This window comes from Chryseobacterium oranimense (genome assembly GCF_900129755.1).
GTDB lineage: Bacteria > Bacteroidota > Bacteroidia > Flavobacteriales > Weeksellaceae > Chryseobacterium > Chryseobacterium oranimense.
In genome coordinates this window covers 461976-483264 of the sequence record NZ_FQWT01000003.1, presented here as the reverse complement: position 1 = coordinate 483264, position 21289 = coordinate 461976, and the positions used below count along the sequence as shown (strand labels likewise).

General features: G+C 38.3%; 19 protein-coding genes. 7 read left to right on the top strand and 12 right to left on the bottom strand.

The window, feature by feature from the left end:
• Positions 1–7: 7 nt before the first annotated feature.
• Together BUB03_RS12840 and BUB03_RS12835 are read right to left on the bottom strand one after the other, a co-directional pair.
• Positions 8–403 carry a Dabb family protein gene (locus BUB03_RS12840; protein WP_083538913.1) on the bottom strand — a complete coding sequence of 132 codons (396 nt, stop codon included), beginning with the start codon at positions 401–403 and terminating at the stop codon, positions 8–10.
• 18 nt (positions 404–421) lie between these two features.
• Entirely contained in the window at positions 422–1402 is a 981-nt protein-coding gene (locus BUB03_RS12835) for a polysaccharide deacetylase family protein (RefSeq protein WP_228417874.1), read from the bottom strand.
• Between the two features lie 133 nt (positions 1403–1535).
• Here BUB03_RS12835 and BUB03_RS12830 point away from each other — a divergent pair, with 133 nt between their 5' ends.
• Positions 1536–2447 carry a LysR family transcriptional regulator gene (locus BUB03_RS12830; protein ID WP_073063626.1) on the top strand — a complete coding sequence of 304 codons (912 nt, stop codon included), beginning with the start codon at positions 1536–1538 and terminating at the stop codon, positions 2445–2447.
• A gap of 258 nt (positions 2448–2705) precedes the next feature.
• On the opposite strand, the gene BUB03_RS12825 is transcribed toward BUB03_RS12830, so the two are convergent.
• The gene (locus BUB03_RS12825) at positions 2706–3335 is read right to left on the bottom strand and encodes a response regulator transcription factor (RefSeq protein WP_073063623.1); all 630 of its coding nucleotides are present in this window, start codon (positions 3333–3335) and stop codon (positions 2706–2708) included.
• 8 nt (positions 3336–3343) lie between these two features.
• On the bottom strand, positions 3344–5581 hold the full coding sequence (locus BUB03_RS12820) for a tetratricopeptide repeat-containing sensor histidine kinase (protein WP_083538912.1): 2238 nt from the start codon (positions 5579–5581) through the stop codon (positions 3344–3346).
• Positions 5582–5943: 362 nt separating this feature from the next.
• Here BUB03_RS12820 and BUB03_RS12815 point away from each other — a divergent pair, with 362 nt between their 5' ends.
• Both BUB03_RS12815 and BUB03_RS12810 read left to right on the top strand, forming a co-directional pair.
• Positions 5944–6750 (top strand): hypothetical protein, encoded by an 807-nt coding sequence (locus tag BUB03_RS12815; RefSeq protein WP_139258841.1) that lies wholly within the window; start codon positions 5944–5946, stop codon positions 6748–6750.
• Positions 6751–6977: 227 nt separating this feature from the next.
• Positions 6978–8516, top strand: a complete 1539-nt coding sequence (locus tag BUB03_RS12810; protein WP_073063616.1) for a toxin-antitoxin system YwqK family antitoxin — start codon at positions 6978–6980, stop codon at positions 8514–8516.
• Between the two features lie 388 nt (positions 8517–8904).
• Here BUB03_RS12810 and BUB03_RS12805 read toward each other — a convergent pair whose 3' ends face one another.
• The 8 genes from BUB03_RS12805 to BUB03_RS21900 all read right to left on the bottom strand — a co-directional run bounded on the left by BUB03_RS12805 (position 8905) and on the right by BUB03_RS21900 (position 17932).
• The gene (locus BUB03_RS12805) at positions 8905–9906 is read right to left on the bottom strand and encodes a terpene synthase family protein (RefSeq protein WP_073063613.1); all 1002 of its coding nucleotides are present in this window, start codon (positions 9904–9906) and stop codon (positions 8905–8907) included.
• A 30-nt stretch (positions 9907–9936) separates the two neighbouring features.
• Positions 9937–10974 carry a terpene synthase family protein gene (locus tag BUB03_RS12800; RefSeq protein ID WP_073063610.1) on the bottom strand — a complete coding sequence of 346 codons (1038 nt, stop codon included), beginning with the start codon at positions 10972–10974 and terminating at the stop codon, positions 9937–9939.
• Between the two features lie 322 nt (positions 10975–11296).
• On the bottom strand, positions 11297–12226 hold the full coding sequence (locus BUB03_RS12795; RefSeq protein ID WP_073063607.1) for a hypothetical protein: 930 nt from the start codon (positions 12224–12226) through the stop codon (positions 11297–11299).
• 121 nt (positions 12227–12347) lie between these two features.
• Entirely contained in the window at positions 12348–13472 is a 1125-nt protein-coding gene (locus tag BUB03_RS12790) for a hypothetical protein (protein WP_073063604.1), read from the bottom strand.
• Positions 13473–13738: 266 nt separating this feature from the next.
• Positions 13739–14353: a response regulator transcription factor gene (locus tag BUB03_RS12785; protein ID WP_083538911.1), complete on the bottom strand. Its 615-nt coding sequence runs from the start codon at positions 14351–14353 to the stop codon at positions 13739–13741.
• Positions 14346–17357: a ligand-binding sensor domain-containing protein gene (locus BUB03_RS12780; RefSeq protein WP_073063601.1), complete on the bottom strand. Its 3012-nt coding sequence runs from the start codon at positions 17355–17357 to the stop codon at positions 14346–14348. Before BUB03_RS12780 ends, BUB03_RS12785 begins: the two co-directional genes overlap by 8 nt.
• Positions 17358–17616: 259 nt before the next feature.
• Positions 17617–17760 (bottom strand): bacteriocin-like protein, encoded by a 144-nt coding sequence (locus tag BUB03_RS21905; RefSeq protein WP_175547504.1) that lies wholly within the window; start codon positions 17758–17760, stop codon positions 17617–17619.
• 28 nt (positions 17761–17788) lie between these two features.
• Positions 17789–17932, bottom strand: a complete 144-nt coding sequence (locus BUB03_RS21900) for a bacteriocin-like protein (protein ID WP_155859182.1) — start codon at positions 17930–17932, stop codon at positions 17789–17791.
• Between the two features lie 280 nt (positions 17933–18212).
• Here BUB03_RS21900 and BUB03_RS12775 point away from each other — a divergent pair, with 280 nt between their 5' ends.
• From BUB03_RS12775 to BUB03_RS12760, 4 genes are all read left to right on the top strand, one after another.
• Positions 18213–19082, top strand: a complete 870-nt coding sequence (locus tag BUB03_RS12775) for an alpha/beta fold hydrolase (RefSeq protein WP_139258839.1) — start codon at positions 18213–18215, stop codon at positions 19080–19082.
• Positions 19083–19139: 57 nt separating this feature from the next.
• Positions 19140–19733 (top strand): dihydrofolate reductase family protein, encoded by a 594-nt coding sequence (locus tag BUB03_RS12770; protein ID WP_073063598.1) that lies wholly within the window; start codon positions 19140–19142, stop codon positions 19731–19733.
• A 49-nt stretch (positions 19734–19782) separates the two neighbouring features.
• Positions 19783–20148: a VOC family protein gene (locus tag BUB03_RS12765; protein WP_073063596.1), complete on the top strand. Its 366-nt coding sequence runs from the start codon at positions 19783–19785 to the stop codon at positions 20146–20148.
• Positions 20149–20460: 312 nt separating this feature from the next.
• A complete protein-coding gene (locus BUB03_RS12760; protein ID WP_073063593.1) occupies positions 20461–21216 on the top strand; it encodes an SDR family oxidoreductase in 756 nt (251 codons plus the stop codon).
• Positions 21217–21289: the final 73 nt, after the last annotated feature.

Genomic DNA, 21289 nt, shown 5'->3' with positions numbered 1-21289 from the left:
AATTTTTTCAGTTTTTATCATTTTTATTTTCGTAATCCAGTACCAGAATATCATCAAGAATCGGCCGGATGTGAGTAGCAATCAGTTGCTGATGATAGTCGGACTTGTTGAAGGATTCCAGTGAATTCCTGTTTTTGAAAACTGCTACTTCGGCATAGCCAAAACCCTTTGATCTGGATGTGAAGTCTTTGCCAAATGAAATTTCCAGAATCCCGGGAAAAATGCTTTTTTGTTTCAGTATCTCCTTTTTAAGGCTTTGTATCTGTTCGGAGGTTGTTCCTTCTTTGAACTTGAATAATACAATGTGAACGGCTTTTTCTTTTTTGTTGATACTCTGTGCATTTACCGAAAAGGCAAAACAGCCAAAAAAGAGAACAGATAATATGATGATGCTATTTTTCATTTTACTGATTTTTAAGTGTTATAAATTTGTATTCCCTGCAAGTCCGCTTTTTTCCGCCACATCACGTTTTACAAGCGGAGTAATGTCAGGGGTAGCTAATGCGTGTTTGGCAATTTCGCCTTTGGTAGCGTACCAGATGCCATCGTGTTGTGCTACATATTTGAGGAAACGTTCTATCACGCGCACTCGGGAAGCGTGCCCCGAAATGCGGTCGTGAAAACTAATCAGCATCATACGTCTTCGGGTTGCCGCCTCTTCATACAGTTGGTCAAACTCGTCTTTAAGTTGTTGCTCATAATCGGCAGGTGAGAAACCGGGAAAATCATAGGAACCTATATCGTTCATATGGATGGTGTAAGGCATTGTTACAAAAGGCTTTCCATTTAATTGTTGGATATATGGCTCATCACGGCTCAAATCGTTGTTGTGGTAGATAAAACCCAATTCCTGAAGCAGGCTGAGTGTATGTACACTTCCGCGCATCCAGTAACAATCGTAGCCCAATGGTGTAACACCTGTTGCTTTTTCTATGGATTGCTTCACGCTCCGTATCCATTCCCGTTCGTCATCTTTTGATAGTTGATACTGCCACGCCCATTCTTTGCCATGTGCAGCGGGTTCGTGTCCACGTCTTACTATTTCACGAGCCAGTTCGGGGTTATTATCCACCGCTTTTCCAACCATAAATGAAGTTGCTTTCACACCGTATTTGTCGAACAAATCCAGCAGTCGTGGCAGCCCTTCATGCACCCCGTAGTCAAAATAAGAATTGGTCGCCAGATCGGGATAACCTTTTTTAATTGGTTCAGGTATCAGTCCGCCTGCTCCGGAAATTGGTTGTCCTCCGGCTTCAAATTGCAGGGCGATGGAAATTGCCAATCTGGCTCCGTTCGGCCAAAAGCTTTTGGCTGAACCGGATGTTTTTTGCTCTACTGCTTCAGTTGCCGCATCAAGCCACCCCGGAAGGGCCAACGCGGATGCTCCTAATGAGGTTTTCATAAGAAAATTTCGTCTGTCCATTGGTATATTATTTAAATTGCTATCAGATTAATGAATGATAATGCGAATTTCTATCAGAATTATGTATTACACAAATAACTTAAATTGTATATTTGTATCAGAATAATTATATATGCAATGGAATTTAGAATGGCTTCGAACTTTTAGAAGCATATATGAAACCGGGACTTTATCGGCAGCCGCACAGGAACTTTTCATTTCGCAGCCGGGCGTTAGCCTGCATTTGAACTCTCTGGAAGCGTATGCCGGATATAAGCTTTTTGACCGTTCGCCACGAAAAATGGTTCCTACCGAAAAAGGAAAGATACTTTACAACTTCATCTTCGAGCCGCTTAGAAAGCTGGAAAGTGCCGAACAGCATTTTCATCGCCGCTCGCAACCTGAAAGAGTAACTATCAGCGTAGGAATGTGTTTTGAAACTTTCCAATATACGTTGGAAGAACACGTTGCAAGCCTGCCTTTTAATTTGATTATCAAATTCGGGCTTTATCCGCAAATGCAGGCGGATCTGGATAGCGGGTTATTGGATATGATTGTTACGCCACAAAAAGGGAATCAGCAAAACCTTGTTTACGAACCGTTTTCCAAAGAAAGGGTAGTATTGATTGCCGGGAGCAATACGGATTTATCCGAACTGACACCATTATTGGAAAATAATGATATTGCAGGTGCAGGAGATTTTCTCAAACAACAACTATGGTACAGCACAGCAGGAGATATGGAACACCTGAAAAATTTCTGGTCAAAGAATTTTAATGAACATCCGGATTTTAGCCCCAACTATATTGTACCCAATATCAGTTCTATTATCCGCTGCTTGAGCGATAATGATGGATTTTCTGTAGTGCCGGACTTTCTTTGCCACGAGGCATTGGATGCCGGAAAAATTAAATTAGTCTGGCAGGGAACCGAGCCATGGGAAAACACTCTTTATTTTGGCACCAGAAAGAATACCATGTATAAAAATGAGCTGGATAAACTGAAAAAGTTATTTGAAAAAAAATGGGAAAGGCAAATGGTTTGATTTGTACCTGTGGAATGGAGCTTTGATGCATAATAAAAATTATTGCCAATATCAGATGATCTAAAGTATCAGTATAATTGAACTAAAAAGTTAAGAAAATATCAAGTGTTTGACTCTGACTTCTTTAAGTTTACAAAGATAAATGACACCATTGAAGGCAAATGATGTCATTTTATTTAATATTTGTATTAGCCAATAGAGTGTTCTATCATTATCTTTGAGCTGTATTTCCTATTACTATAATCAGATGATATCTCCTTATGGACGAACCAATCCATATTCCATTGCTAATTTTATTGCTGTGCTTAAGTTGGTAGTTTTGAATTTGACAATCAGGTTTTTGCGGTGACTTTCTACTGTATGCGGGCTGATGCATAGTTTATCTGCTATTTGAATGGTGGTAAGGCCTAAAGAGGCTTCTATTAAAATTTCCTTCTCCCTGCGGGTTAATTTAGGCACCGCATTGAGCCCGGAATTCGTTTTCATCTCTACAATTTTTTTCGTTTGATTGCATAAGAATTTCTCACCCTTAAGTATCGTCTGTATTCCTGAAATTATTTCTGTGACCAAAGCGTTCTTCTGGATATATCCCATGGCCCCTTCCTCCAGGGAACTGTTAATGACCGCAAACTCATTGTGTACACTCAAAATAATGATTTGAGTGTCAGGATATTTTTTTAATATAGGTTGGATCAGGTCTATACTGTTGCCATCGGAAAGATTAATATCCAGGAGCAGGACATCCAGACTCTGGTTTTCTAATCCTGCAAAAAGTTCACTTGAAGAAGAATAGCAGCCAACAACTGAAAAGTCCTCTTGTTGGGAAAGAATGTTTTTTAAACCTTCCAGTAATAATGGGTGATCATCGGTTATAGCGATTTTAGTCATAAATTTATTTATTTTGGAAATTTGATTTCAATATTGGTTCCTATATTGATCTGGGATTCTATCTGCATGGTGCCTTTCAGGAACTCTACACGGGAGCGGATGTTGTGGAATCCTGCAGAATGCGAGTGGTTCAAAGTATTTATATCAAACCCTTTCCCATCATCCTCCACGATAATAACATACTCGGATTCATTTTCAATAAACTGAATAATAATTTGGCTTGCCGTGGCGTGTTTTACAGCATTGTTCACCAGTTCCTGAATGATCCTGTAGGCCAGCAGCTGGCTTTCTAATGGTAATTGATCTGAATAATATAAAAACTGAACATCAACATCCAGCTTCGGAGTAGTCATCCGGGAAACATATTCTACCAGTGTTTCCTGGAGTCCGTATTTTAGCAGAAGATCCGGCATAAGATTGTGCGCAACATGCCGAAGCTCGTCAACTGCGATGTCGATCTGTTCCATTGATCTTTCTATTTGCAGCTGATGATCAGCATTGGATTTATCCTTTAATAAATAGAGATTCATTTTGGTTCCGGAAAGCAGGCTTCCCAGGCCGTCATGCAGATCCCGCGCTATTCTTCCCCGTTCCTGTTCCTGGCCTTCCAGCATCACTGTAAGGTTGGATATTTTTGAGTCCTGTATGACTTTTTCCATCTCCAGAAGATGTAATTTTTCTTTTTGCTTTATACCTTTTGCCCTTTGAAAATAAGCATACAGCAGTAAGATAAGCAGTAAAGAAACAGAGGCCGTCAGCCCGATATAAAATGTATTGGTTTTCTCCTTATAGTCAATCCGGGCTTTGTAGAGATCTACTTCCCGCTTTCTGTTAAAGGATTCAAGTTGCGATAAACGAAGCTCCTGGGCTTTTTTACTGTTTTCCATTTCAGTAAATTCCAGTTTCCTCAGCTGATTTTCTTTTGTTAGTTCCAGGTTTTCCAATTTCTGAGCCTGCTGTAAACTCTGCCAGCTCATTTCCTTTAGCCGTTGTTCCTGCTTTTCAGAGGCCAGTTGTAACCGGAGCAATTGCTGCTTTTGCTTTTCTCTTTCATACTGGGTTTCCAGCTGTTTGCCCAAGGCAGCACTTTTTTGATCATAAACTTGTTTAAAGGTTTCCAGGTAAGCTTTTTGATAGAATATAGCTTCTTTAAAATTATTTTCATCCTCAAACAGCTTCGATAGATTTTCAAAAATCGACAGTTTGATATTTGGATTGCTGACCTTATCATATTCTGATTCTGTAAGGGCTGCTAACAGATGCTTTTTTGCTTCCTCTTTATCGCCTTTCTGTAAAGCTATTTCTGCCAGGAGGCCATTCGCAGAGGCTACATGGTCGTGGTTTCCCGTAGCGATCCCCTGGGTTTTAGCTAAATTGGCATAATAAAGTGCCTTATCTTTGTAAGATTCAGGGAAATAATTTAAATACAGATTGGCCAGATTGATGGCTACAAAAGAGAGATTGGAAGGAATAGGGATATGGGCCTTATTGGCTTTATAGGTCTCCACCGCTTTGATGTAATAAGACTCTGCCTGATGGATAAAGGCCTTATCAGAAGTAGATTCGTAGCGTTTCTCATACATATATCCCATGGCCATATAAGCATCAAATAAGTTCATAGGATCATTCTGCTGTTGGGCAATTTCCAGGGATAACTTACTGTACTTCTCCTGAAGCTGATAATCATTCCAATCGGCATAAATACTGTTTAATTCCCGGTATACAGATGCTTTCCTGGTATTTAAAGTTTCAGAGTAGGGTGCTTTTTCATAAAATGATAAGGCTTTTAAGAAGTATCGAACCGCTTCAGCTTTTTTATGATTGCGTTCCTGGATCCAGCCAAGCCCATAGGATACATAGCCTTTTGTTTCCAGGTCTTTTGTTTTTTCTTTATAAAGCTGGGCGAGCCTGGAAGCATTTTCATAGGCTTTGACATTATCCAGCAGTCTGTAATTGATGGCTGAAATAATGTATAAATAAGCAGCATACTTACCGTCTGACAGCTTTCTGGCATAAGCAATATTTTCATTTAAAATAACAAAAGCTTTATCCTCCTGATTATTAAAAAAAAGAGCTTGTGCATACTTTCCGGTAATCATCATTCGCTGCGTACTTCCCGGTTTATACTTTTTATATTGCTGTTCCAGGCTATTGTGCAGTTCCTGGGCAGATGCGGCCTGACCCGCTAATACAAGACATATAAAGATAATTGGAGTGCGCAAAAAAGAGAAAAAATTGATCAGCATTGTATGGTTTGTAAGCGCTGCAAAGTTATTACTTTGCTATTTCTCACCGGGTATGTTATAACATCAAATATGACCGGTTCACATTTACAGCCAAAAATCGTTATTATTTTGAGTTTTTCCAATCCCTGCTTTCAGCTAATTTTGGGTGAAATTTTATATTTTTTCTTTTAAACAGGACATGTAGGTCAAACTGGCTGAAAAAAGGGATGCTTTTCAAACGTATTTTTTTACAAATTTGCTTTTTATTTGTGAAAGTAAATTATTTAAGAATTTCAGTCGCAGAAATAATCAGGAAAGTGATGAAATTCAGTTTCAGAAATAAGCATTTTAAGACAGTATATGATAAACAAAAGAGCAAAATAATGAAGAGAACAATTTTAATTTTTTTACCCTTAATGATGGTGATGTCCTGCAAAGATAAAATACAGGAAACAAAAAAAGAGGTAAGACATCCTCAACAGGAAGTTCAGTCCGGTAAAAAATTAAAAGATCCGGAGCAAAATCCGGTTGAAGAGGCCAATGAAGATTTTGAAATCCTTCTACCTAAAGAATACCGGGATTTTGGGAATGAAAACGAAGCGGATGCTCTCACTAAAAACTGGTTGGATCTTTATCAAAAGGACGGAAAGTTTTATCTGGGCAAAGCAGATTACACCATTACAAGAGGGTATTCCGAATGTTCGGGAGACTCCACCAGAATTATTAATTCTAAAAATAACAGCCTTTTACTCTTGGGTAATCCGCGACTGACACAGGGTGAAATAAAAATGGTTAAAATTGCGAAAAATAAAATCTGGCCAAAAGAAAAATTGAAATTTCATTTCGGAAATCAGGAATATACTCTGCGTGCAGAAGGAAAAGTGCTTTCATCAGAAAAAGTGCATACTGATGAAGGCGAGGAATTGTACCAGAATGTAAAGGATTATAAGCTTTATCTGTCAGCAGGAAATTCTCCGGAAACATTGTTTTTAGAGGAGGAATCCTTTAATGATACTTTTGTCGAATTGCTTTTCATCGGGGATATTGATAAGGATGGAAAGCCTGATTTTATTTTTGGTGCCAACCGGGATTATGAGGAAGAACGGGTGATCCTGTATCTTTCTTCTAAAGCAGGAAAAGGAAAACTGATCAAAAAGGCAGCAGAAGTTGCGATCCAATTTGACTGCTAAAATAAGCACAATACAGCAGTTGTATTCCAAAATTGTAAAATCACAAATTAGCTGAAAACAGGGATTTTTTGAAATGGCGATTTTGCAGATCTTTGCCTACGTCATTCGGGCATAAAAAAAACACAATGATGAAAATTTTTCAAGTGTCCGAAAAGAACATATCAGAACTATGATAAAAATACAGAAGCTTTTGTTTATGGCTTTTATGTATATCTAAATCTTTTTTAATGAAAAAATTATTTACATCAGCGGTTTTCGCCCTGATCATAAGTATTAACATCAATGCACAGGAAAAAATCTATTTTGATGAAAACTGGGAGAAAACCACTCAGAGCAAGATGGAATTTTACCGGGAAACAGAAAACAGAGGAAAACTCACTTTAATCAAGGATTTTTATAAAAACGGAACGCTTCAGATGGAAGGGCTTGCTTCGGATGCCACACCTGGAAGCGAAGTATATGAAGGTAAGGTTACCTGGTACAATGAAGAAGGTAAAGTTTTAAGTACAGGAACATTCTCGGGCGGTATCCAGGTTGGGCCGGCTAAAACTTTTGACGAGCAGGGAAGAATCCTGGAGGATTTGATTTATAAGGCAGACGGTACTTTTACAGGCAAACTCTACAATTATAAAAATCCGGAAGAAATGTCTTATTATAACACGGTTACTACCTATGAAACTCCCGATAACTTCAAATCCGTTGTTTATGATGAGGATATTAAAGGAATCCGTTATGAAACCGTAAGTAACAGCAATACAGGAGCGTTCGAAACCAAATTTTATGGTGAAAAAGGAAAGTTTATCGGGGTAAACAGTTCCGGAAGTTCTGCTGATAAAATAACGGTAGAGTACTACCAGGATCCTATGAAGGTATCTAAAATTGAAAAGCAGAATAAAGAAGGAGTAGTAACAGAAAGTATCATCTACTCCACAAAAGGTGAAATTCTGCAGGAAGAAAAGAAAAACAAAAAAGGAGGCTATAAAAAAACGTATGATGAAACAGGAAAGCTGATAGGAAATCTTACCTATATCTATGATAAAGAAACCGAATCTTACAAGCCTCAGGATGGAGAAGATTATCAGTTCAATTATAATTTTTCCGGTTTTGTTGCCATTGAGTCTTATAAAAACGGTTTTGCAGTCCTGAAAAAATATTTTGATGAAAACGGAAACTTATCTTCCGAGCAGATACTTAAGGATGAGATGACCCAGGAGATCAAGTATTACTATCCGGATGGAAAGCCCAAAGGATCGGTTACGTATAAAGATGATATGCCTTATAACGGTACTTTGTACGAAGCACTTGTAGAGCAGCATTATAAGGATGGCGTTTTAGTACATTCCAGGTATTTCAGAGACGAAGAAAATTTAAAAGCGGAAACAAAAATTAATGCAGCACAGACGGTATACAATTCTACCGTTTATGATGAAAAGGGAGCTGTTGTCTATACCTACAGTCAGCCGGTAGAACAGGATAGTGGTTTCACAGCACAGATTATACAGTATGCCAAAGGAAAACCTGCCAATAAAGCAGTTGTAAAAGACGGTATCCTTCAAAGCGGAAAAATTAAATATAAATCCGAATACGGTTTGAAAGAGCTGGAACGCAGCGGAAAATGGATCATTGTAAAAGTTTTTAATCCTGAAGGGGGATTGATCCAGGAATCCAAGGTCCTTGCTGAAGCAGGAGAGCAGGATCCTTATAATGCATTAAATACACAGATTACAGAGGCTGATCTTCAGTATGAATTTTTTGAATCCATGTAGCCTGTTTAATAACTGTCAAAACATCACCTCACACAGACTATATATAAAGAATGCTTTTGCAGCATTCATACTTTTAAGTCAAAACAAAAACTAATAACCGGAAAACATTCAGCATAAAAAGCCAACAAACTGCAGGAAAGCATTAAACCAAATTGAAACAAAAACATAAAGGACATCATAGTTTTATCAAAAAAAACATTATCCGGATTTATTTTCCTGTGGTTTGGGTGGATATTTAACTGAAACTGTAAAGCTTGTTCAAAAAATTATAGTGGGAGATAATATTAATGCTATTGTAATCTCCATGAAGTTCGGTATTTCAAATAAAGCTCCCAAATAATAACTTGGGAGCTTTATTGTAATTATACCTGTTTTTTATTTCAAATGATTACAGGCTTTTGTTTGCAGAATGATCTTCAGGCCAGGCAAAACCGACTCCGCCGTGTTTGTACCTGTTGGTTTCAAGATAAAAAGTATTAACGCCCTGAAGCCCTACGCCGGCATAATAGACGAACTTATCAATATATTCCTGATACTCGCCGAATTCCCTGTATTCCTTATGCAAATCCATGAGATTTTTTAATTCTTCATTGTGGATACGCAAAGCTTCTGCGCAGGCATCTTCCAATGAAAGATTATACTCTTGCTGCAATACAAAGATCAGATTAAAGACTTCTGTGCCCTTTGCCATTTCTTTTGGAAGAGAGTGGATGTCATTTTGCCAGGCTACGACCAGTGTCATGTGGGAGATCATCTTTTGTACCACGATATGCTCAAAGATATGCTGTGGCAGGATAAGTCCCGATTCAATTTCGCCAAGGATCAGGTACGGGCGCATAAGGACAGAATATTCCCGGATGGTTTTAAAAAGATTCAGGGAAGGAGGGCGGTGAGCTATTTTGTATGGAAACTCCAATTCTATTCCGTACCTGAAGGATTGATAGAAATAGTAAATAAAGCGCTCCATCCACAGATCCGGCATGAAAGCATGAAATTCATCCCGGATCATTGCCATATGATGATAAAGCGCATTTTCTTCCGGAGCAGGTTCGGCGCCTCTGAGAATATCTGTACAACGGGTCCTCAATTGTTGAATTTCTTCAAGAGATAAATGTTCCGCCTGATCATCGAGTGCTACGTACTGAAGCATGAACCTGTTGCAGGGAATAGCCTGTTCATAGGTTAAATCCGGCCACATACGGGCAGTACACCTATGAAGCCTCATTTTTTTATAAATTTCGCGCTGCTTTTCCGTTAAAAAGGTATAGTCATTGTCAATCCAGCTATCCATATCCCTTCCCATTTGTTCTACATGTGGATTAATAAGATCGGGCCATGGATAAAACCCCTGCGGTAAATAATCTGAACTGTTAAATTGTTCTGCTGTCATTTTTTATTGGTTTAAGAATGGACATGTAGTTTAGTTGATTTCTCTGGGTTCAGGGAACCTCTTGTTTAGCTTATCCCTGAGCTCTTCAGCATTTGGAAATTCCATGGCATTGTAACGGGCCAGTTTCGTTGAAATATTTTTCCATCCACTTAGTACCATGCTCATATAGTGAACCCAATTCACCACAGCTTCATGCCAGATCCCAAAATCAGGAAGGGAAGCCTGAAGCGTTACAAATTCTTTCAGATCTTCGTTATGGAGGCGCAGATCTTCAAGGCATGCTTCCTCCAGCGACATCCCACGCTCGTTCTGGATGACTTTAACAATATTATAGTAAATGCTTCCCGTTGCTTCATCTTTTACCACGGATTGCACCTCATTGAAAAATGTGACCAGGTGGCAGGCCAGGGCTTGCAGCCGCCTGACGACAGGGTGCTCATGTATTTCCGGGGGTAATATAATTCCCGTTTCTACCTCAGTAAGCTGTAAAAAAGGATACAGGCAGATAGAATCCTCCCTTAAAGCTATGCAGTCTGCCACCGTTGGAAACTTTTTATTTCTTTTGTATTCCAGTTCGGTTTTCAGCCCGTCGAAATATCTGCTGATCATCCGGCTGAAACGGAGGATAGACTCCTGTGGTATAAACTGTAGCAGTTCCTCCCTCAGTGAGGCTAGCATATTGCCTAATGGTATTCCGGACTGCCAGGCACTGATTTCCCCGTTCAGTATTGCAATCGACTGAGCATGCACATACTCGATATTTTCTGGTTTTTCTTCCTCATATAGGTCATCATTATAGAGGGTCCAGAGCATTAACCTGCAGATAGGTTTAAACCTTTCTATCGGGGCTGTAGGAAACCATTGAGCCGCAATATGTGCGGTCAGGGTCTTTTTGTACTTTTTACGGATCTCGGGATTGTTCTTATAGAGCCAAAGGTATTCTCCGTCAATCCAATGGTTTTCGGTGATCTGTTGCAGCTCGTCTGCGTGGGGGTTCTTAAGGGTTGGGAAAGGGTACCTGAACTTGTTCGTGAGCAGGTCAAGCGGATTAAAATTTTCATTACTCATGATTTTTATAGTTTGATGGTTATCGTTTATTTATCTATATGTTATTATGTCTGAAAATAAAACAACGGAAATACGAATCATCTGGTTGACGTATTATATTAAATAATAGTCACATACAATCATGAATTATGTTTTAAATTTACTATTTATTTTTATTATTTTTAAAATAAATATTTTAATTATGTTGTGATTTTTTTAATATCGCAACGGATCATATTAAAATTAGCAACCCCCCTCTTTGTTTGGGAACAAATTGTTTTCTTTCTCATCATGTATGACGTCATGTAATGAGGGGGAGTTACTAATTTATATATTATGTATTTTAATTGGCGATTTTGTAACCGTAAAACGAACTTACTACCACCTGGTAAATAGTCCCGCTGGTTACGGCAGCTGCTGAAGCCATGCTTACGGTTTCTCCTGCATTCAGATAGGTGATGCATGAAACGTTGGCTCCTACCAATATTCCCGGGCTCGAATGGTAAGATTGAACCAATACATTGTTGGGGGTGGTACTGAAGTTTTTCACGAGATAGAGTATGGCCCATGCAAAATTGGGAGCGCCGGCAACCGCACCGTTATCAAATTGTGTAGAACCGTAAAACATATAATATCCGCTGGTAGAAGCTGTAAATCTTCCGTTGGCTGTATTCATTACATTTCCTGTATTGATAACCGTTCCTTGAGGATAATTAATTTCACCATTGATATAGGGTCCGCTTGCTGTAGCGGGGAGGGACTGTCTGCTTGTGGTGCTTATTGTAGAAAAGGCGTAAGTGGATGCTGCTGCTGGCAGACTGTCGGAGCTTGAAAGTAAAATGAGTTCCCATGTTGTATTGGTAACTGTTCCCTTGCTTATGAAAAAAGCATAGTAACCCGGAGGAACACTTATAGAAGCTACTCCTGCACCACTTTGATTGTCAATTAGTTCTGCTCCGCTGGCGGCAATAGATAATGTTGCTGTTCCGGTGTTTTTAAAATGATAGGTTCTTCCTGTAAAATTGCCGGATCCCGTTACGGCTGCGGGTAGTGTTAGGGTGCCGTTGCTGTTGCCGCTGTAGGCGATGTAATAATCATCAGCGTCAACAGATCCGCTCGTTCCTGTGGTTTTGTAGGTTGCTGCAAATGAGCCGTTAACGGTTAGCTTGCTGCCCGGATTGCTGGTGTTAATACCGATATTCCCTGCCTGAGAATACATTAAATTTCCGCTTAAGGCAAGAAGTAACGGGAGAAAAAATATTTTTTGGGTCATCTTTTTATACAATATTAAATTAAGAAATAGGGGTGATGAACTGCTATTGGAATGAGGGATTTCCTGTAGCAGTTCAGTTTTTCAGCTTTATGTATTTAGAATCATGGTTATAGGAGTTTCCTTAATTTTGGAATTTCACAAAATCAAGATAAAAACTTGGGTTTCCTGCATTGAAGCTTCCTGGAATATTACCGTTTGTTTTAACGGCTAGAATAGTATAGGTTCCCGGAGTGGAAAAATATAATACCCGGTTCTGATCTCTTGGAGCCATAAAAACAGCGGTATTGGAGGTACAGTAACTTTTCCACACATCTCCGATTCCGTTGATGTAGAATGTGTAATCATTACACTCGGAATTTATGGCAATACCGCTTCGGAAAAAATACCATCCTTTGGCAGGGATTACTACGGAAATTCCTGTTGGAAGATTTCCTCCTCCGGTGGGTGCGGTGAAAGGGTTTACCAGTGTTCCTGAGTAAGAGGTCCAGTTGTTGGCAAATGCAGTAGTAACGGTTGATGACCATGTAGCCAGGCCATTGGCATCACTGGTCAGTACGTAGCCAAGCTGCTGGGTGCCATCTTTAATCTGCAATGCGCCATTTGTGGTGCCGTTGTCTATGATTATTTTTGAATTGGCTGCTCCTGTGGGAACTGTATTGGTTCCTATCATGACTTTTCCGCCTCCGTTAATGCTCAGATTGTTTCCGGCAGTGGCTATATTGGTGGCCTGGGATAGGGTACCTCCTAATTTAACGTCAGTTCCTGAGATGGAGAGCCCGTTGCTGGCTGTGTAATTACTGGCTGAAGAACCTTCTGAGACGATTTCCCAGGTAGAACTTGCTCCGGTAAGTCCTGTGTTGATCAGTTGGGCACTCTGATTTGCGGGTATTGAAATGCTTGCATTCCCGTTGATTGTTTCCGGTGCAGCGGAATTTACGGTGATGGTGAAATTTGTATTATTTTTAATGGTGTATAGTCGCCCCTTGAAATTTCCTACGCCGCTGATGGCTGCCGGAAGGTTGAATACGGCATTAGCGGTACCATTGTAAGAAACATGGAAATCTGTTGCAGTTAAATTGTAAGATGCTGTATTTATTGCAGTGTAATTTGCTGCCAGAGATCCATTAATATCTATTGTAGATCCGGGATTCGGGGTGTTTATTCCTACATTCCCTGTTTGCGAAAATACAATAGAAGAGGTTGTCAACCCTAATATTTGTCCTAATTTTGTAATTTTTTTTAACATTTACTTTAATTTAGATTTTTTAATTTCCGAATATTAATTATGTGAAACATAGTATATTAACCCTTTTATGAGTAATAATTTTGTGTTAATTAATAATTAACGCATTATTAATTTTATTGATTATTGATCTTGTTTTTAAATTAAAAACATTCATAATGTAAAAATATATAAATATTGTCACATTATTAAAGGAATTATGTAGAATAAAATAAATGTAAATGTAGAAAATTTTCTACGTATTGGGATTTATGCAGTGGCTTGTGAAATCAGGCTATATAGGTTTGATATAGTTTAATAAGGTCAGCCAGATTTTTGGTTTTTAGTTTATTATGAATTCTTTTTTTATAAGTGCTGATAGTAGGCATCTGTATGCCCATCTTATTAGATATTTCCAAATTCCCGTTCCCCTGTACCATCAGGATAAAGATCTCATATTCCCGGGCGGATAAGTTTTTTATGGAATCCAATGGAGACTGCTGGAGAAGTTGCTGTACTATGGATGACGGATAATAAAAGCCGTCAGAAAATATCTTGTTTACAGCATCTGAGATTTCCTCAGACTTGCTAAGCTTGCTGATGTATCCGTTGGCGCCCGCTTTTATGTATTGTACGGCTATCTCTTCTTCGTAGGCGGAAAATATCAGGATCTTTATGTCAGGATCCAATGCTTTAATTTCGGTGATCATTTTTTTGTTTTTGCTTTCCGGCATGTTGATGTCTAAAATAACAAGATCATACTTCTTTCTTGATATTTTTTCCAGGGCTTCCGGATAGTCTTCAGCCTGGTCTATGACTACATTCTGGATTCTCGACTCCAGAATCATGCTTGTACCTACCAAAACAATCTCGTGATCATCGGCAATGAGAATATCTTTAATCATCTTTTTTATTAGTTAAAATTAGTTTGAATGACGTTCCTTTTAAAGTATTTTTTTTGAAAGCAATTTTACCATCAATCATCTGAAGCAGTTGCAGGACGAGGTGAAGACCCATTCCGTATTTTTGCAGTAATAGCTTTTCGTTTTCAATATTATCCTGAAGCTTTGTGTAATATTCTATTTTCTTTTCATCCATTCCAATACCGGTATCGGTTATCAATAGGATGATGATATCTTCTTCTTTATCACTTTCTATTGTTATTGTGCCGTTTTTTGTGAACTTTACCGAATTGTCCAGGAGGTTGTGAACAATGGCAGAGAGTATATTTTTGCTGATCCATACCAATAATGTTTTGTCAATGTTATTGATGATAACAGTATTGTGGTTTTCTGCTATGGCATTAAAAAGAACCCTTTTTTCTTCTATCAGCTTATATAGAGAATAGAGTTCTGTTTTGTCGGAACGGTGGTGTGTATAGATGTCCGCATATTCTTTTAAGGTAATGGTAAAATTGTACAGCTGATCTGAAGACTTGTATATGGAACCCAGGATTTTTCCGCTCTGCTGCCCGCTTAGTTCATTTTGATTCAGAGCCTCTTTTGCGGTGAGGGCGATAAACTTTACAGGGGTTGTAATATCGTGGGTAATAGTCCCGATAAGTTTTTTTTGCTGCTCAATTTCTTTATGAAGCTTTATTTTAGTAATCTCAAGCTTTTCAACAGTGTCAGAAAGGCTTTTTGTACGGGAGCTGATGATTTCTTCCAGTTCGTGGTTTCTTTTTTTGAGAAAGCTGATTCTCCATCTTGCCAGAAAGTAGAAAATAAGCAGGAAAACCGAGCCAATAAGTATTTTAAACCATACTGTCTGGTAGAAATAGGGCGGAATAATAATATTGATCTTTTTATAAATATATTTTCCCTGGTCGGAAATCAATATTCTTACAATAAAAGTGTGATTTCCATACGTGAGATTTGAAATGGAAAATTTCCCGTCTTTTCCTATCGATTCCCACTTGACATTGGTTGTTCCGCTCAGTTTGGTTTCTATAACAAGATTATCAGGATTAGAATAATAAGGAGTATCTATAAATATATCGATACGGTTGGATTCCGGCTTTACATTTAATACCTGATTGAAAAACTGCTCCTTGCCGTCTATCAAGGCTCTTTCTATATGGATGTTTTCAGGATAATAGCTCTTTATTTTTGTAGGATTAAAGAAAACCAAACCGTCAAGAGAGGGAAATACGAACTCTCCGTTTCCTAGTTTATTTCCGCACACATTGCTGCCTCCATTGAATTCATTGGTTTTAAAGCCTGAAATTTTTGAAAATCTGTAATAATTAACCTTCGTTTTTTTATCCTGTGCATATCGGAGCAGCTGGCTTTCCGGAACCCTGTAAAGTCCGTTGTTGGTGGAAATCCAGAAAAATCCGTTCTGATCTTCCAGGATAGTATGAGAAGAGGAGATATTATTGTCTGCATCATAAGGCATCTTGGTGAGACGGTTGTTTTTCAGCAGGTAAAATCCCTTTCCTGAGGTGGTGATCCAGAAATTGCCGTCCCTGGATTGTATGATGTTGCGGACAGATAATCCGGTATCCGGGTTTAATTTGATTATTGTATTCGTCTTTAATGAAACTTTGTATAAACCTTTTATTGTGCCGGCCAGCAGATGGTCTTCATCAAATTTCAGGAACTGGGTAGGTTCGTCATTAAAGAAAAATCTTTTTTTTACAGTTTTGAACGAAAGGTCATTATATATCATAAGAACCCCGCTGTATCCAATGGTTCCGTCTGTCTTTTCAAGAGCTTCAAAAGCATAATATCTTTTTGCATCGAAAAAAAAGTCTACTAAAATGATATTTCGTTTGGAAACAGTTTTTGCATAAGCTTTCTTTTTCCTGTACAGCAGCAGGTCACTTGCTTTGCGGGCAATAATATTATCTTCCTGGTCATAAGCAAGAAAGAATGGAACGGTGTTTTTGAAGTGCTTGTCTTCTACAAATCCGTTCCGGCTGAATACCTCTCCGTAAGTATTGATTACAGATGAGTTGCCATATGGTAAAGTGGCATAAAAAACAGATTCAGGCTTAGATGGAGGTCTCTGGATGGAGGTAAAATCTGTAAAGCTGATGATCTGCAGGCCGTAAGTGCTGCTTCCCAGATAAAGCTTTCTGTAAGTTTGGTCATAATATACGCTGATAATATTTTTAGTATTATCAGTGAGTTGTACGAGCTTTGATATTTTAAACCGGTTATCTTTATAATCGCACCGGTAAATACTGTTTCCGTTGAATACAAAAACCTGGTTATTGACTCTGCTCCAGTAGATTTTGCTTTTAGCATCGGTTAATAGCGGCTCATTATAGGAACTAACGATTTTTCCTCTTTCAATTTTCTGAATTTTTTTTGACTGATAATCAATGAAAAATACGGACTTATCGATCACGAATATTCTGGCAATATTTTTATATTTCGCTTTTATATTCAGATTTTCTTCCGCTTTAGAGAGATTATTGATGTATTTAACGGAATTTTCCCGTATAAAGTAGATGCCTTCCTGACATGGGAAATAAAGGCTTATACCGGGCGATGTGGTGTAGATATAATTGGAAGAGTATAAAAAGTAATTGACATTGTCCCTGGATATAAAATCGACATTCCTTTTTGAAGTTTTTGTGACTTTTGGAGATCTTTTGTTGATGAGTAAGATTTTTCCGGAATCTCCCGTGGTAAAAATGCTGTCTTTTTTAGGGTAGCCGTAGAAAAAAGTAAACCTCTGATTGTTTAGCGGAAGGTTTTTATAAACCACGAACTTCATTCCATCATACCTTACAATTCCGTTTTCAGTTGTCAGCCATATGAAACCGTATTTGTCCTTTATGATATCTTTTACGCTGTTCTGCGGGAGGCCGTTGTCGGTATTATATAACTGAATATTATATTGTTGACTGTAAATAATGGAAAAGATAAAGATAAAAACGGAGGAGATATACTTTTGCACAGATCATATTATTAGCCTGATGCAAAGATATTGCGGAATGTATAATATTAAATACCGAAAATGTTTTTTATTTTAGAAAATTCATAATTTTAATTCAACATCGTTTATGGTAAAGCGTTATGATTGTTATTAATATTTCTATTTTACCGGTTTCTCTTAAATGTTCATTTAGCAGAATTTGACTACTTTCCACAAAAAAAGCTCTAGAGTTTTTACTCTAAAGCTTTCTATTTGTTAATGTTAAGGGTTATTCTTTATTCTAGCTCAATATATCACATGGAGCTACGCAGATCACCCAAGGGCATCTTTTTATTCCCGGAGGTGGGCAACATGCCTGGGAGCAGGATGCACCGCCGTTTACGCTCTTCAACTGGTCTCTTGAAATTTTTTTTAGATTTTTCATAATAGTAGTAATTGGTTAAATTTAAAATTTAAGGTTGGTTTCCGCCGCCACATCCATCGTATGGTCTGCATTCCCATTTCCCGTTGATTAAGCATAATTGACCGCCTGTACAGTTAATCCCGCCTTTGATAGCTTTCAATTCCTGTCTGTTGATTTTTTTTAAATTTTTCATAATAATAGAGTTTAGTTCTGGTCGAAATTAATAATTTTTAGTCAATTAGCATGAATTATTCTGAAAAAATATTTAACTTCAGTAAGCCAGTCTTTCCCGGTATTTTAGTTCAAACTTTCTGATATCAACTGATACGTGTGTATAAAAATTCAAAAAAAATGATCTGTAAAGAATTAATTTCGGGGATATGTAAAATCTTGTCCTGTGGCAAGTTGCCTTTCGAAATGACGGGGTAAATTTGATTGAAAGTTTTTCAATTAACCTAAATTCAAATAACAATATGAAAAATGTATTAAAATCCAATCACTTCCTTAAGATCCTAATGATAGCAATCGTTATGCTTGCATCAGAAGTATACGGGCAAAAAATAAAGCCTTCGGAAAGCGGTTATGCACCCGTTAACGGCATTAAAGTGTATTATGAAGTATATGGTGAAGGCCAGCCTGTTGTGCTGCTGCATGGAGCTTTTATGACAATTGATACGAATTGGGGGCAGCTGATCCCGGAACTGTCAAAGAACAGAAAAGTCATTGCTGTTGAACTGCAGGGGCATGGACACACACCGTTTTCAGAAAGGAAATTGTCCCATACCGCTTTAGCAGGTGATGTGGCAGGAGTAATGGATTATCTGAAAATTGACAAGGCGGATGTAGTAGGGTACAGCTTTGGCGGAGCAATAGCTTATCAGTTTGCCATACAGAGTCCCCGGAAATTAAACAAATTGGTCATCATTTCTGCAGCTTATAAAAGTGCAGGGTGGATACCGCAGGTAAGCAGCGCTTTTAAATCGATGAAGCCTGAACTTTTTATGAACAGCCCAATGCATACCGCCTACGATGCAGTGGCACCTGACAAAACAAAATGGACCCCATTTTTGGAACAGATGACTGCAACTGCAGGGCAGCCGTTTGACTTAGGTGATGCCAATATTTCTAAAATCTCCGCACCCGTCCTGATCATATCCGGAGACAATGATGGACTTGATAAAACAGAGCTCGCAAAAACCTACAAATTACTGGGAGGAGGTATTTCTGCCGATCTGGCTCCTATGCCGAAGTCTCAGCTTGCTATTGTTCCGGGGCAGAGTCATGTCAGCCTGATGATGCAAACCGACACGATTCTTGGGTATTTAAACAATTTTTTAAAGTAATTACATAGGTATCCCAGGATTACTACTTTATTATTAATCAATACAAAATAGGAGAATATGAGAAAAATAACCGTTTTATCAATGATTACAATGGATGGTGTTATGCAGGCACCAGGCGGTCCTGAAGAAGATTTATCCGGAGGTTTTAAATATGGAGGCTGGACAGTATCGTATGGCGATGAGGTTTTTGGTAAGATCATGCAGGAAGAAATGAAACCTGCCGATTATCTTTTGGGCAGGAAAACATTTGATATTTTTGCATCCTACTGGCCGCACCATGCCGATTTTTGGCCTGCTGTCAACGAAGGAACTAAATATGTGCTGACTCAGACAATTGAAAAATCAGATTGGAAAAATACTGTTTTCCTCCAAGGTCCGGAAGATATACAGAAGCTTAAGCAGTCTGAAGGGCCTGATATTCAGGTCTGGGGAAGCAGTGAGCTTGTTCATCTTTTATTGAAACAAGATCTTGTGGATGAAATCCGGCTTAAAATTTACCCCTTGATTCTCGGTGAAGGAAAAAAATTGTTTGACAATAATGCTCTTCCGGCAGCCTTTGTTTTAACAGAGAGCCATGTAACCTCAAAAGGAGTTATTATAGCTAATTATAAACGTTCCGGTGAAATTATAACAGGTGATATTGAACTGTAAAATATTTTGTTGATCAGATCAGTTATTTCACCCATTCGAAAATTATAATATGAATACAAAATTTGAAGCAGGAATTAATATCGCTATAAAAATTCCAAAAAATAAATATGAAAAAACAGTTTCTTTTTACAGGGATATCCTGAAGCTGGAAGTTGAAGAAAAACAGATTATTAACCCTACGGTTTCGAGAACACATGAAGTAAAATTCGGGAACAATATTATATGGCTGGATTGTGTGGACAACTATACCCATTCTGAAACCTGGCTGCAGCTTACTGTTCCCAATGTGGAAGAAGCGACAAAATATTTACAATCAAACGGTGTGGAGACTTGCGACGAAATTGAAGAACTTCCTGAAAACATGCACTGGATTACTGATCCGGCAGGGACTGTTTTTAATTTACAGCAAACATAAATTGGTCAGTTGTAGGAGGGGTCAATCCAACTAACATAAGATGCTGCGAAATATTATTTTTCAGCATTTTTTGTTTTTTAAATGCCTGGAAAATTGAAATTACTACCTGAAATCATTATCCGGTGTGCTGAAAAATGCAATTATTAAAATTAAGTAGGATGGGTTTGTTTATCTGGCTGGTTAAAAGATAGTTCGGTTACTAAATAAACAAAAGAAATTCGGAATTCTGTACAACTTCCGAAAGGTTCACCATGATTTGAAATTACTTAGTCCCCATATTTGTGCTATTAAAACAATTAAAAAAACAATCTCATGTCAAAAAATGATTTAAACGGAAAAGTAGTACTTATAGCGGGAGGTGGAAAAAACCTCGGGGGATTATTAAGCAGAGATTTTGCAGCAAAAGGAGCAAAGCTTGCCATTCATTACAATAGTGAAAGCTCAAAAGAGGAAAGTGAAAAAACTTTGGCTGATGTAAAGGCTTTGGGTGCTGAAGCATTCTTATTTCAGGGAGATCTTACCAAAGTGGAAAATATTACAAAGTTTTTTGATGAGGCTGTAAAAACTTTCGGAGGTGTTGATATTGCTATTAATACTGTTGGTATGGTACTGAAAAAGCCATTTGTAGAAACCACTGAAGCAGAGTATGATACGATGTTCGGAGTTAATTCAAAATCTGCCTATTTTTTCCTTCAGGAAGCAGGCAAAAAAGTAAATGATCACGGTAAGATATGTACTATTGTTACTTCTTTACTGGCTGCATATACAGGATTATATTCAACTTATGCGGGGGCCAAGGCGCCGGTAGAGCATTTTACAAGAGCTGCTTCCAAAGAGTTCGGTGACAGAGGAATTTCTGTGACAGCCGTGGCGCCCGGACCTATGGATACGCCTTTCTTTTACGGTCAGGAAACTCCGGATGCTGTAGCTTATCATAAATCCGCATCTGCATTAGGCGGGCTTACTGATATTAAAGACATTGTGCCTTTAGTGGAATTTTTGGTCACTGACGGATGGTGGATCACCGGACAGACTATTTTTGCCAACGGAGGATACACTACAAGATAAGCTGATTATTTTAAAAAGTACATAACCAAAGAATGGATAATGTGATTTACTTAAAATCCGTTATCCATTTTTT